Annotated in this window: 13 protein-coding genes; 8 read left to right on the forward strand and 5 right to left on the reverse strand. The window is 62.7% G+C overall.

Annotation, left to right across the window (positions count from 1 at the left end):
- Nucleotides 1–44: 44 nt before the first annotated feature.
- The 3 genes from EA462_RS05235 to gpmI form a co-directional block, all read right to left on the reverse strand.
- A complete protein-coding gene (locus EA462_RS05235) occupies nt 45–1,802 on the reverse strand; it encodes a sensor histidine kinase (RefSeq protein ID WP_124177514.1) in 1,758 nt (585 codons plus the stop codon).
- A 298-nt stretch (nt 1,803–2,100) separates the two neighbouring features.
- The gene (locus EA462_RS17210) at nt 2,101–2,268 is read right to left on the reverse strand and encodes a hypothetical protein (protein ID WP_165872019.1); all 168 of its coding nucleotides are present in this window, start codon (nt 2,266–2,268) and stop codon (nt 2,101–2,103) included.
- A gap of 65 nt (nt 2,269–2,333) precedes the next feature.
- Entirely contained in the window at nt 2,334–3,857 is a 1,524-nt protein-coding gene (gene gpmI / locus EA462_RS05240; RefSeq protein WP_124177515.1) for a 2,3-bisphosphoglycerate-independent phosphoglycerate mutase, read from the reverse strand.
- A 157-nt stretch (nt 3,858–4,014) separates the two neighbouring features.
- On the opposite strand from gpmI, the gene EA462_RS05245 reads away from it, so the two are divergent.
- The gene (locus EA462_RS05245; protein ID WP_124177516.1) at nt 4,015–5,286 is read left to right on the forward strand and encodes a DNA double-strand break repair nuclease NurA; all 1,272 of its coding nucleotides are present in this window, start codon (nt 4,015–4,017) and stop codon (nt 5,284–5,286) included.
- A gap of 142 nt (nt 5,287–5,428) precedes the next feature.
- On the opposite strand, the gene EA462_RS05250 is transcribed toward EA462_RS05245, so the two are convergent.
- Nucleotides 5,429–5,773: a DUF7113 family protein gene (locus EA462_RS05250; protein WP_124177517.1), complete on the reverse strand. Its 345-nt coding sequence runs from the start codon at nt 5,771–5,773 to the stop codon at nt 5,429–5,431.
- Nucleotides 5,774–5,956: 183 nt separating this feature from the next.
- On the opposite strand from EA462_RS05250, the gene EA462_RS05255 reads away from it, so the two are divergent.
- Both EA462_RS05255 and EA462_RS05260 read left to right on the forward strand, forming a co-directional pair.
- Nucleotides 5,957–6,553: a DUF7344 domain-containing protein gene (locus tag EA462_RS05255; protein ID WP_124177518.1), complete on the forward strand. Its 597-nt coding sequence runs from the start codon at nt 5,957–5,959 to the stop codon at nt 6,551–6,553.
- A gap of 202 nt (nt 6,554–6,755) precedes the next feature.
- The gene (locus EA462_RS05260) at nt 6,756–8,618 is read left to right on the forward strand and encodes an ATP-binding protein (RefSeq protein ID WP_124177519.1); all 1,863 of its coding nucleotides are present in this window, start codon (nt 6,756–6,758) and stop codon (nt 8,616–8,618) included.
- A 49-nt stretch (nt 8,619–8,667) separates the two neighbouring features.
- On the opposite strand, the gene deoC is transcribed toward EA462_RS05260, so the two are convergent.
- On the reverse strand, nt 8,668–9,312 hold the full coding sequence (gene deoC, locus EA462_RS05265; RefSeq protein WP_124177520.1) for a deoxyribose-phosphate aldolase: 645 nt from the start codon (nt 9,310–9,312) through the stop codon (nt 8,668–8,670).
- 71 nt (nt 9,313–9,383) lie between these two features.
- On the opposite strand from deoC, the gene EA462_RS05270 reads away from it, so the two are divergent.
- The 5 genes from EA462_RS05270 (at nt 9,384) to EA462_RS05290 (ending at nt 13,530) form a co-directional block, all read left to right on the forward strand.
- On the forward strand, nt 9,384–10,364 hold the full coding sequence (locus EA462_RS05270) for a ribose 1,5-bisphosphate isomerase (protein ID WP_124177521.1): 981 nt from the start codon (nt 9,384–9,386) through the stop codon (nt 10,362–10,364).
- A gap of 106 nt (nt 10,365–10,470) precedes the next feature.
- The gene (locus tag EA462_RS05275; RefSeq protein ID WP_124177522.1) at nt 10,471–11,292 is read left to right on the forward strand and encodes a DUF63 family protein; all 822 of its coding nucleotides are present in this window, start codon (nt 10,471–10,473) and stop codon (nt 11,290–11,292) included.
- A gap of 36 nt (nt 11,293–11,328) precedes the next feature.
- Complete coding sequence (locus EA462_RS05280; RefSeq protein ID WP_124177523.1) at nt 11,329–12,210, forward strand: carbohydrate kinase family protein; 882 nt, start codon at nt 11,329–11,331, stop codon at nt 12,208–12,210.
- Between the two features lie 172 nt (nt 12,211–12,382).
- Nucleotides 12,383–12,688 carry a HalOD1 output domain-containing protein gene (locus EA462_RS05285; RefSeq protein WP_124177524.1) on the forward strand — a complete coding sequence of 102 codons (306 nt, stop codon included), beginning with the start codon at nt 12,383–12,385 and terminating at the stop codon, nt 12,686–12,688.
- 62 nt (nt 12,689–12,750) lie between these two features.
- Nucleotides 12,751–13,530: a nucleoside phosphorylase gene (locus EA462_RS05290; protein ID WP_124177525.1), complete on the forward strand. Its 780-nt coding sequence runs from the start codon at nt 12,751–12,753 to the stop codon at nt 13,528–13,530.
- Nucleotides 13,531–13,590 lie beyond the last annotated feature (60 nt).

Consider the following 13,590-nt stretch of genomic DNA (forward strand, 5'->3'; position numbering starts at 1 on the left):
AGACACACAGGGCTGATAGTAAAACGTTGTTACGATCGCCGGTCTCACGACCGATCTCGGAGGGGACCAACCGATCGAGTGAGGTCGTGAGACCGGCGATCGGTTTCGTTCTGACTGATCCTGAACTCGAATCGTGCCCCACCCGAGTCGGCGGAGCCGGCCGTCACCGTCCAGCCGTGTGCGTCGGCGACGGCCGCGACGATCGAAAGACCGAGCCCGGTCCCGTCCCCGCTCGAATGCCCCTCCTGAAAGACTCGATCGCGTCGTTCGGAAGGAATTCCGGGACCGTCGTCCTCGACGGCAAATCCTCGTTCCGTTTCCAGGACACGGACTGTAACCGACGGTCCGGCGTGTTCGACAGCGTTTCGAAAGAGGTTCTCGAACGCCTGTTGAAGCCGACTCCGATTACCGTCGACGGGTCCGATGGATCCCGTTTCGAGTTTCGATTGCTCTGTTTCGACCGCGTTCCAGGCAGCTCGAACCGTCTCTTCGAGATCGACCGTGTCGGGTTCGCGGACGTCCTCGTCCTGACGGGCAAGCGTCAGGAGATCGTCGATCATCGTCTCCATGCGCTCGGCTGCAACGACGACGTCAGTTGCGTGGGACGGATCACCGGTTTCTTCGATCAGATCGGCATAGCCTCGAAGGATGTTGAGCGGGTTCCTGAGATCGTGGCTGATGACCGAGATGAATCGCTCGAGACGTTCGTTCTTGCGAGCCAGTTCCCGTCGACGACGATCACGATCGTGCGTGTAGCCAACGAGTTCACCGACCGTCTGAACCTGCTGGCGAAGCGATCGCGGCCACGGTCGCTTGGTTCGCTGTTCGATAAGGAGTATTCCCTCGAGTTCCCAGTCGACGACGATGGGTGTCGCGAGTATGGACTCGAGACCGCGCGCTCGAAAGTACGGATGTTCGATCGGGTCTTGTCCGTCGATCTCGTCGTTTCGACTACCGTCGACGCCGAGGCTACCGACGAAATCGTCGGGAACTTCGATATCGAACTCGTCGTCCATCTCCGGTGGAACGGCGTACGGATCGAACGACTGAGACAGCGTGTCGAACCCGGGAAACGATTCGGCATCGATCGCCGGAACGTCCACGGACGGCTCGTCGACGACGGCGATACCGACGGGTCGAGGCTCGCCACTGCTGGCCCCATCGTCATCGGCGTCTCTCGAGGGGGCATCCCAGCAGTATGTTGGCTCGAGAACGCCCTCGTCGTACTCGAATACCAGACACCGATCCGCGTCGAGCTGTCGTCCGACCAGTTGGAGTCCCCACTCGATCTCGATATCGGTCTCGTCCGATGCTGCGCCCATTAGCGACCGCGAAACCTCCAGAACGACCTCCCGAACGTCCGAAATCGACCGGTGGTACTGTTCGTCGAGACACGCCTGCAGTCGCTTAACATCTGTACGAGTCAGCGAGTCGGCTCCGTCCTTCGAGACGATCTCGGCGCGTTCGATCTCGAGCAGGGCGCGGCCGATCGCCGGATCGAGCGACGAGGAAACGTAAATAACGGGGGGCGATGACCGCGACTCGTGTACGTCCTCGAGGACGGAACACGCCTCGTCCGTGGCGAGTCCATCGCCGACGACGAGGCAGTCGACACCGTCCTCGAGTTCCTCCTCGATCGAACTCGGTGAGGTGACGTGCTGGAACCTGTAGCGCGACTCGAACGCTTCGGTGATCCGCGTACGGGTTTCGGGACCATCGACGGAGAGGACGTCAAACGATCGTTCGCACCGCTTCTGATCGGTGGCTTCGGGTTCAGTTGCCCGTCTAGAATCCCGGTTCATGTCGTCTTTTAGAGTGTTGATGTCTCGCTCCGACCTCACGGCGTCTGGGATACGTGACCTCGAGGTCCCGTGCGTACTATCAGGCCTATGGTTTGGCGTTCGTGTCGTACTGGACAGACTACTGCGTTGCCGGTGCGAACGTTACTATGTTCCGCCATGTGCGTTCAGATAAACATTCTGGCCGAACAATTCGAGTCGTGTGACATGATCGAGCGAGTTCCCGAGCAAACGCGAAACGGAGGAGTTCCTCGGTGCTCTGGACGGGGGACAGCCACAGTCGCCGCCCACGTCAACGACGCTACAGGCCGGCTCCCGCGAAAGCGAACAGTCCGGCGAACGGATCTCGAAGTAACACCAGTGCGACTCCGGCAATGACGGTAACGATCAGCCAGACGGCCATAATCGACAGCACCCGACGAATAAACTCCTCGTCCTCGTCGGCCATCAGGGATCCATCGGCACTCATATCGAAGCGTTCTGTCCCCGCGACCATAATAGTAGCGAACGGGGCCGAAGCCGTCGGCGACGAGATCACTCGAGCAACGGTTCGCCGGTCATCTCCGGCGGGCGCTCGAGACCGATCAATTCGAGCAAGGTCGGCGCGAGATCCGCGAGCGTGCCGCCGTCGCGAACTGATCGATCGTCGTCCGTTCCGTCGGGAGAGAGAAAGACGACCGGCACGTCGTTGTACGTGTGTGCGGTGTGTGGGTCGTCTTCGGTTCCCATCTCGTCTGCGTTTCCGTGATCCGCGGTGATGAGAACGTGTGCGCCGGCGTCCTCGAGACAGTCGACGAGCCGACCGAGCTGGCTATCGACGGCCTCGACGGCCTCGATCGCGGCTTCGTAATCGCCGGTGTGTCCGACCATGTCGGGGTTCGCGTAGTTGAGTACGAGCACGTCGGGATCGTCGGATCGAATCGTATCGATCGCGGTCTCTGTGACCTCGGGTGCGCTCATCTCGGGCTGTACGTCGTAGGTCGGAACGTCCGGGCTTTCCACGATCTTTCTGGTTTCGCCGTCGAATTCGACCTCGCGACCGCCGTTCAGGAAGTAGGTGACGTGGGCGTACTTTTCGGACTCGGCGATCCGAAGCTGCGTCTTGCCGTCGGTCGCGAGCGCTTCACCGAGGACGTTTTCCGGCCGGTTCGGAGGGTACGCGACCGGCAGGTCGAACGTCGCGTCGTACTGGGTCATCATCACGACCGTCGTATCGGGGGGGCTGGTTTCGAACTCGGTGGCCCAGTCTTCGCGGCGGATATCCGCGAGCATCCGAGTGAGCTGGCGAGCCCGGTCCGACCGGAAGTTGAACCAGATGACCGAGTCGCCGTCTCGAAGACGCGGACCGTTCCGGATCAGCGTCGGCTCGACGAACTCGTCGGTCTCGCCGCGATCGTACGATTCCTCGACCGCCTCGACCGCGGAATCGGCGGTCCAGTTTGCGTCTCGAGCTACGATCGCGTCGTACGCCCGTTTCGTCCGATCCCAGTTCTGATCCCGATCCATCGCGTAGTATCGGCCGGAAACGGTGGCGACGTCACCCGTCCCCTGCTCGCCGATCACGTCTTCGAGTGTCGAGAGATAGTCCCGCCCACCGGTCGGGGAGGTGTCTCGACCGTCGGTGATGGCGTGAGTGACGGCGGAAACGTCTCGGTCGGCGGCCAGTTCGATCAGTGCGTGGAGGTGTTCGTGGTCGGAGTGAACGCCGCCGTCGCTCACCAGACCCACGAAGTGGGCGCGTCCGCCGTTCTCGCGAGTCGCGTCCAGCGCCGCGGTGATCGCCTCGTTCTCCCGGAAGGAGCCGTCGTCGATCGAATCCGAAATCCGGGTATACTCCTGATAGACGACCCGTCCCGCGCCGATGTTGAGGTGACCGACCTCGCTGTTTCCCATCTGTCCCGCCGGCAGGCCGACGCGTCGTCCGGAGACTTCGAGTCTGCCGTCAGCCCCGGTTCTCGTGAGACGATCGAACGTCGGTGTCTCGGCCGCTTCGACGGCGTCCCGTGCCTCGCCGGTTCCGAGCCCCCAACCGTCGAGAACGATCAGCGCTGCATCCATATTCGAGCGATGCCGGGCCTGGCGTAACTACCTATCGTTGTCGGCTCGAGGGAGATCCGATACACCCGGCCGGTCACGCGTTCTCGAGTTTCCATGGGCGACCGGCGTTTCGGTTCCGATCACTGGCTTTTTGCAAGTGGACTTCGAGTCAACGGCAATGACACTCGATCCGGTCCACTACGACGGCATCGCGAAACTCGCGAGGCGGATCGATCACGGTGCCAGCGAACGGGACCGCCGCGAATTTGCCGAGACCGTCTGGGAAAACTTTCTCGACCCCCTCCGATCGGACGCTCGAACGGTGATGGAGCCGGTCGACGAGCAGGGCCGTCGAGTCGTCGACTGCGAGGACGTCGCACTGTGTGACCGAAAGTTCCCGACCCAGCACGGTCTCGACGCGGGGACGATCAATCCGACGGCGTTCAAAAACGGCCTCGTCATCGACATTGCCCAGGCCGCGATGAGCACGACGCCGAGTGACCTCGAGATACACCGGTCGCGGACGACGGTCATGACGGTTCACTCGAACGACGAGACGATGACGGTGGACGAGAACTGGGGAGCGTTCGACGAGGGGTACAGTCGAAGTCGAGCGGTGAAGATCCCGCCACTGCCCCGGTTTGCCGAGGGAGTCGTCCACGCGCTCGCGCTCTATCTCGCAGAGAGCAAACACGCACTCGAGCACGCGGCCGACGTCAGCGACCTTCTCGTCCTCGATGGACCGCTGTACCCGCGAGGGCTGCTCAGATGGGCCGATCAACACCCCGATCTGTCCGATTTTCTGCTCGAGGATCCGCGGCCGACGACGGTGCTCGAGAACTACGTTCGGCTGGTCGAGACGCTCGTCGAACGCGAGATACCTCTCGTGGGATTCGTCAAGAACCCGGCGACTCGGCTCATCACGCGGACCGTAACGAACAGACGGGACGTCGACGTCAGCGTGCCGTGGGCCGACGACACGGCGTTGTTCACTCGGCTGCTGGAGCGCGGGGAGTACGTCGACGACGTCGACGGCGAACGCTGGGAGCGCGACACCGATGCGCTGTCGTACACGAACTGGTTTCGCTCACGCGGTGGCGTCGATCGGCCGCTGTCGATCGATGGCGACGCGCTGGGAGTCGATCGCCATCTCGAGTCCGATCGGTACGAGGTGACGTTCTTCGTCGTGTACGATCCCCGAGACGATCTCATCTACCGGGTCGAGGCGCCGTACGCGTTCACTCGAGATCCCGATACTCGAGAGCGACTGACGATGCAACTGCTCCAGGACGTCGCGGTCGCCCACGGCCCGCCGACTATCATCGAAAAGGCGGACGAACTCGCACGGATCAGTCGAGCCGAAAAACGGTCCCTTCGGGAGACACTCGAAACGCAGTTCGACACGAGCCGAACGCGCAACTACGACGATCATCGCTGGGAGGAGCTGTAGTACCACTCATACGGTCTGCTGTAACTGTTTACCGACGCACCCGGCACCCGGTCTCCGGATACGGCCGGTACTGACTTACAGCAGACCGTATCAGTTCATCACGTCCGGTTCGGACACCGTTCGGTCCATGAACTCCTGTCCGTCACTCTTCGGAGTCGATCTCGCTCTTTTCGACGTCGAATTCGACGTCTGCCGGGTCCATTCCGATGCGGGCGAACTGCGTTCGAACGTGTTCTTTGGCACACTCGATGGCCTGCGGTCGCGTATCGAAGCCGCGTGGCATGGGGGACTCGAACGCGAGGTGGACTTCGCGTCCGTCGACGAGCTGCGTGGTCCCTCCGCTGTCGACCTCGTAGAATTCGTCACAGACCCAGACGTACGCGGCGTCTTCGTCCGGGGCACCGCGGAACGACGGGGCCTGTTCACCACGCTCGTAGAGCGTGCCAGTGAGCTCGGTCCCACCCGCCGATCCGCGAACGATGAGCATGCCACACCTACGTCTCGCGGGTGCAAAAAGGGAGTGACTTGCAGACGGCCGAACCTCATCACGTTCTCGACACTTGTCATCTCCCGTGACCCGATCGAATACGCGAGGTCCGGATGTGATGTGTCCCCCTCCCAAATTCTTTTGGAGATGGGCTTATCCGCGGCACGCTGATCTGTACTGGTAATGAGTTCGGACGTAACTCCCGGTAGCAGCGCTGGCCGGAGTCTACTGAACGACGTCCCCGTGGACCACTACGAGATTCTTCGACATCCCCGGCGTGTCCGATTGCTCGAAATCATCGAAGATCGGCCTCGAGTAACGCTCGAGGAGCTCACGACGACGCTCATCGAGCGAGGGGGGACCGACGTTCCGGTCGGAACGGCGCGTCGGGAGGTGCACCTCTCCCTCGTTCACAACCACCTTCCGCGTCTCGTCGACGCCGGAATCGTCGAGTGGGATGACGAACGCGGCGTTGCCCTCGTCGAAAACCCGCCCGTCTGTCCGGAGAGGCTCTCGAGGGTACTGAAAAACGACACGCAGCGTCTCGAGTGTCTCACCGATCCCGTTCGACTGCGTCTGCTCGACGTCCTGAATGGGCACGCTGGTTCGCTCTCACTCGAGGCACTCGCCTCGACGCTCGCAGCAAACGGGATTATCGAACGTTCGGACGCCGACACGGTCACGGCCGCCCTACACCACTCGCATCTCCCCGCGCTCGATGACGCCGGCCTCCTCGAGTACGATCCCGAGTCGGGGCTGGTCCGTTCGATCGAGTCCTGAGACGAGATCCTGTAAATCAGTACCGATTCGATCGGTGACGGTTTTCGATTGCACCGGAACATCGGTACGACAATCCGTCCGATCTGTTACCGGAAACCCCCTGGGCGAACGCCTTCACCCCCGAGTAACGCGTTTACGGCCGTGACGCCCATACCGGATCGGGAGGGAAACGGGTTTCAGGAACCAGTCGGATGGAATGAGTATGACCGATCTGGGCGACTTCGGTGATTACAGCGCAGCGTCCGGCGACGGAGCCGGGGATTCGGGTTCCGACGCTGGAACCGGCTCCGACTCGAGCAGTCCCAGCGAGACCGACATCGGGTCCGGAGACGGCCCATCGGAACGGTCGCGTTCGGACGATGCGTTCGAATCGACGGCCGTCGAACCCCGCGGAGAGGACGTCGGCATCGGTGCGGTCTGTGTCTCACAGGGCCTTCGCGTCGCTGAGGACGGCGACGACACCACGCTCCGAGCCTACATCACTCGCGGCAACCGGTCGTCGATCCGTCTCGGCAGCTACCTGCTCGCACCCTATCCCGACGGTGAAACGCTGTTCTGTCGGATCACCGGACTCGAGTATGCCCAGCAGTATCACGCGGACGACGCGACGGAGATCCACGCCCGTCGGGCGATGCGGGCCGACGACATCGAGGAAGCCGACTACAAGTTCGTCGCCGGACTGGAGCCGGTCGCCGTGCTCTACGACGACGACGGCGAGTTGAAACGACGGATGACCGACCGCGTCCCCAAGCCACAGACGATCGTCCGAACGGCCGACGACACCGAAGCGATCAAAACCGGACTAAAGATGCCCGAAGACGGGGTCTTCCTCGGCCACCTCTCGGTCGGCGGCGAGAAAGTCAGAACGGCGGCGTCGCCGCCGACGATCGACTACCGCCTGAAAGACGATTACGAGGCGGGCGACCCACTCGTCTTTCGTCACACGTTGATCGCTGGCGGCACCGGTTCGGGCAAGACCCACGGCGCGAAGAACGTCCTCCGGCAATTCCTCGCGGACGAACGAACCTATCCGATGGCCGACGGCCGGACGGTCAGCCCCGCGGTCGTCCAGTTCGATCCCCAGGACGAGTACGCTCAGATGCACGACGACAACCCGGACCTCGACGACGCCTTCGCTCGCCGTCTCGAGCGCGAGGGAATCGCCCACGGCGGCGTTTCGGAGACGACGGCCTTTATTCCGCGAGTGGGTTCGGCGGCGTACTCGGCGGGCCACCACCGCGCCGAGCAGATCGAGTTCACAGTTCCCTTTTCGATGTGCAAACGCCGCCCGTGGCTCGTCTCCGGTGGCTCGCTCAACGACAATCAGTACGGCGCGCTGACGTTCCTGATCGACCGGTTCTTCTCGGAGTACGGAAACGACGGGACGTACACGCAGTTCAAAACCTTCCTCGACGATCCGGCGTTGCGCGAAGAACTCGACGAGTCGGGACGCGTCCACGAGGCGACGTACGATGCCGTCCGCCGTCGCGTGTTCGGATTCGACGACGTCTTCGATCAGGACGCACGGCCGATCACCGACCTCGTTCACGACCTCGTCCGTCCCGGCGAGCTAAGCGTCGTTCCGACCTACCATATCAACGACACTCGAGCGACGGAGGCCGTCGTCCTCGCACTCTCGTCGCTGCTGATCGACGAGAAGCTCTCGAACGATCCGACCTACGATCGGATCAAGGAGACGCCGCTCGTCCTCGGAATGGACGAAGCGCACAACTTCCTCACGGACGCCGACAGCGTTCAGGCCCGGAAGGTCATCAACAAGTTCACCGAGGCGGCAAAACAGGGTCGAAAGGAACGGCTCGGTCTCTTTCTCATCACCCAGGACCCACAGGATATCGACGACGCCGTCTTCAAGCAGATCAACACCACCGTCGTGTTGAACCTCGGTGACGAGGACGCCATCAAGAGCGTCAACATTCCCAGCAACCTCGAGTCGAAAGTGCCCTACATGGAGAAAGGACAGATGGTGGTCTACTCGCCGGACAATTCCGAACCCGTCGAACTGATCGGCCTCTCGAAGTGCCTGACTCGCCACGGCCGCGATTGAGATCGGAGCCACCGAGCGGAGTGTTCGATCGAACCCGCCGTCGCCGTCGCTACGACTGGCGTGACGGTGCGCCCTCGAGGATTTCGACGCCGCTCGAGGTGCCGATCCGTTCGGCCCCTGCCTCGAGCATCGCGAGCGCTTCCTCGTAGCTCCCGATTCCGCCGCTTGCTTTGACCGGGAGGTAGCCGCTCATCAACTCGACGTCAGCGAGCGTTGCGCCGGCGTCGGCAAAGCCGGTCGAGGTCTTGACCATCGCCGCGTCAGCAGCCACCGCGGCCTCGCACGCTCGCTCCGTTTCGGCCTCCGTCAGTAGGGCGGTCTCGACGATCACTTTCACCGGGACCGGAACCGCGGCGACGACTTCCGCCAGTTCGGCCCGAACGGCGTCGTCCTCCCCCGCTTTCAGTCGACCGACGTTGATCACGACGTCGAGTTCGTCCGCGCCGGCCTTCCAGGCGAGAACGCCCTCGCGACGCTTGACGTCGTGGTCGTTCTGGCCGTGGGGAAACCCGATGACGGTCGCGATCGTCACGTCAGAAGCGTCGCTGGTCGCGTCCTCGAGTGCGTACGGCGGAATACAGGCGTTCATCCCGAACGCTCGTGCGTCCTCGAGCACCGATCGAACGTCGGTGGGCGTCGTCTCAGGTCCGAGAACGGTGTGATCGATTAGCGGCGCGAGTTCGTTGCGCTCCATAGCGGACCGACTCGCCGGACGGTCAAAAAGCCGACCGATCGCTTTTGTTCCGTGCCATCGTTTCGTTACGCATGGGAAACGAAGCGCCTGCCGTCGATCCGGTCGTTGAATCGACCGCCGCCGATATCGCCGCGATGCGGATACGCGGTGCGGCAGCGATCGCTGATGCGGCTGCGGCTGCGCTTGCGATACAGGCCGAGCGATCCGACGCCGTGACTCCGGGGGCGTTTCGAACCCAGCTCCGCGTGGCGGCCAGAACGCTCTACGAGACGCGCCCGACCGCTGTGAGCCTGCCGAACGCCCTCAGGTACGTTCTTCGAGGAACGGACGGGGATAGCGTCGACGAGTTACGGTCGTCGACGATCGACAGGGCCGAAACGTTCCGAGAGGATCTGGAGGACGCACAGACGACGCTAGGAAAGATCGGATCCAACCGCCTGCGGGATGGCGACGTCGTCATGACTCACTGTCACTCGACCGACGCGCTGGCGTGTATCGAGGCCGCGCTCGATGACGGAAAACGGATCGAAGCGATCGTCACGGAGACCCGGCCGAGAAAGCAGGGCCACATCACGGCCCGAGAGCTCCGCGAGTGGGGTGTGCCCGTGACTCTGATCGTCGACAACGCGGCCAGACGGTATCTCGACGACGCCGATCACGTTCTGGTCGGAGCGGACAGCATCGCCGCCGACGGCGGAGTCATCAACAAGATCGGAACGAGCGGCCTCGCGGTCAACGCACGCGAACGGGGCGTTCCGGTGATGGTTGCGGCTCAGACGATCAAACTTCACCCGGGGACGATGACCGGCCACACCGTCGCGATCGAGATGCGAGACGAAACGGAAGTACTCACATCGTCCGAACGGAGCGAGATAACCGATCTCGAGGACGGTGACGACGGATTCACGGTCGAAAACCCGGCGTTCGACGTCACGCCCCCGAGACACGTCGACGCGATCGTCACCGAACACGGCCAGTTCCCGCCGGAAAGCGTCGTGACGCTCATGCGGGAGCTGTTCGGTGAGACGACCACCGAGCCGTGGGAAACGTAGCAGTGTACACCGACCTCGAGTGTCCGCTCACGACACGAGTACGTATTCTGTCGGTGATTCGGAGATAACCGCAACATGTTAGTTACTTGCATGTGCCTGTAGGCGTATGGTCTTACCAGAGGGGTTCGTGGTTCCGCCGTGGTACCTCCTCGTTCCGCTCCTCGTGGTATTTCTCAGCGCCGTCTCACTCCTGTGGACGCTCGAGCCACCGGTGACCGATCGGACGGTACTCGCGTTCGCGCCGTGGATGATGATCGGTGCCGCCGCGCACGTCCTCTACAGACTCGAGGTCTATCCGGACGCAATCGCGGTGTTGTTCGCCTCGCCGGGCGTCTATCTGGTGACGGCAACCGTCGGTGGTCTCGTCTGGATTCTCGGAACCTTTCTCGAGGCCGCCGGCCTCCAGCGGACGGCGGAGCGATTTCTGGGCAGCGTCGGCGTCGTCGTCTTCGCGGTATCGGTGATCGTTGTGCTCGTCGTCGGCTGGGAACACGGAGCGGTCCAGCCGTTCTGGCCCGTCGTCGCCGTCGTCGTCTCGGGACTGGTCACGGCTCTTGCTTGGCTCGTTCTCGGTCTCTGGTTCACCGACGTCGCCGCGACCACGGGTGCGACCGGCGCACTCGTCGTCTTCGGTCACGCGCTCGACGGCATCTCGACCGCCATCGGCTACGACGTGCTCGGAGCCAGCGAAGAGGTTCCGGTCTCGCGCATGATCCTGGAGGCCGGTGGATCCCTCCCGACGGCGGAGTACATCGGCGCTGGCTGGCTGTTCGTGGCGGTGAAAATCGCGCTGGCGATGGTCGTCCTCGGACTCTTCAGGGAGTACGTCGACGCCGATCCGTCCCAGGGACGATTTCTCCTCGCTCTGATCGCTGCGCTCGGTCTCGGACCGGGAGTTCACAACGTCCTCCTGTTCGCCGTCGCCTAGACTTTTCTCGTCGGCCATCGACGTTCCGATAATCGAATGGTTAGGGTGGTTACTGCCGGCCACATCAACTGGGACGTGACGCTCCGAGTCGACAGCTTTCCCGTTGCGGACGGTGAAGCCGTTATTCGTTCACAACGACAGTCCGGCGGCGGAAGCGCGGGCAACGTCGCCGCTTCGCTGGCCGGGTTCGGAATCGAGACGGGACTGATCGGAAGCGTCGGCGACGACGACAACGGTTTGCTCGCCCGCCAGGAGCTCGAGGACGCCGGCGTCTCCCTGGACCGGGTGTGTGTCGTCGACGGTGCGGACACCGCCGTCAAGTACCTGCTCGTCGACGACGAAGGCGAAGTCGCGATCCTCGGAAACGACGGCGTCAACGAGGCTATCGGCCCCGACGACGTCGACGAGTCGGGGATACGAACGGCCGAGCACGTCCATATAACGGGACAGCGTCCCGAGACGGCCGCGGCGATCGCGACCGCCGCACACGAGAGCGACACCACCGTCAGCGTCGATCCCGGGCGTCGAATTGCGGACCGGAACTTCACACGGACGCTCGAGGTGGCAGATATCGTCTTTGCAAACGACAGGGAGAGCGCGGTACTGCTCGAAGACCACTTCGGACAGTCGATCGGAATCGACCGTTTCGTTGTCGTCAAACACGGTGAGGACGGTGCCGTTGTCCACGCTCCCAACGGCTCGTACACACACGCCGGATTCGACGTCGATCCCGTCGATACCGCTGGCGCGGGTGACGCGTTCGCAGCCGGCTTCATCGCGAGACTGCTCGAGGGAGACGACGTCGAACGCGCACTCGAGTACGGAAACGCTTGCGGTGCACTGACGGCGAGCGCTCACGGTGCTCGAAACGCGCCGTCGACCGAGGAGATATCGGCCTTTCTCGGGTCACGGTTCTGAGCGGTGGAGTCTTATCGGCCGCCGGTGAGGACGGAATGCTGTCGAACCCACACGAGCGAGCGACTTCCAGTACGCCTCTATGTGCTTTTCAGCTGCTGGTGTCTGACGGTAGCTATATGTGATGAGCCGTTGGCCACTCGAGTACATTGTCACGGAAACGTGATGGAGAGACATGACGGAACGAAGGATATGCGAGTCCGACGGATACCTGCTCGATCGATGCCTAACGTACGACCGAGGGGTTGACGAATCGCCCAGTGTCGCCGTCGTAACCGCCCTTGCACGATATCACGGTGAAAGCGTCACCGAAACGAGTACGAACCTCTACGAGTACGTCGATCCCGAAGCGCTGGATGCGCTGTTTACCGACACACGACGCGGCGTCGAGCGCTCGGCCGATCGCGTGGAGTTCGAGGTCGAGGATGTGACCGTCGTCGTCACCTCGACACGTGTCGAGGTGTCCCCGACGGCGTCGTGATCCGGCGATCGAACCGTCCCCTTCTCGAACCTTTTTTCTCGTCACCCGGGGAACGCGATGGTATGGGTACCCAGCCACACCTGCTCGTCGAGGACGGTGACCTGACCGATATCGCGCTCGTTCCGGGTGATCCCGGTCGAGTCGATCGAATCGCGAGCCACTGCGACGAATCCGAAACGGTCGCAAGCAACCGCGAGTACAAGGTCGTCAACGCGAGCTACGAGGGATGCGAGCTCACGATCTGTTCGACGGGGATCGGCTGTCCCTCCGCCGCAATTGCCCTCGAGGAACTCGCGAACGTCGGCGTCGAAACCGTGCTTCGGGTGGGGACGACCGGCGCGTTGCAGTCGGGAATCGAGATCGGTGATATGATCGTTGCCACCGGTGCTGCGAAAAACGAGGGGACCTCGAAACGGTACGAACGCGCCGAATACCCCGCCGTTCCGGACTACGAGGTGCTCTCTGCGCTCGTCGAGACCGCAAACGAACGCGAAGGAAACCGAACGGTCCGAGCGTCGAACGGAGAGGACGCGGCGGGACAGGTGCACGTCGGTCCGATCGCCTCGGACGACGCTTACTACGCCGAAACTGAAGAATACGTTGCGGACTGGGAAGAAGCCGGTTTGCTCTCGGTCGAAATGGAAGCCGCCGCGCTCTTTACGCTCGCTCGACGGCGCGGGCTTCGCGCCGGAGCGATCTGTACCGTCGACGGTAATCTCGTCGATGGGACACAGAAGGGAACGGATACGGAAGACGACGAACTCCCTGAGAAGGCAAAGAACAACGTCGGCCGTGCGATCGACATCGCTCTCGAAGCCGCGACCGAGCTGTCCCATCACTGAGCGCACCGCCGAGAAACAGATTCGCCACACCCGCGAAGATGGGGAACCGGAAACGGTCGT

Origin of the sequence: Natrarchaeobius halalkaliphilus, from assembly GCF_003841485.1 — an archaeon.
GTDB lineage: Archaea > Halobacteriota > Halobacteria > Halobacteriales > Natrialbaceae > Natrarchaeobius > Natrarchaeobius halalkaliphilus.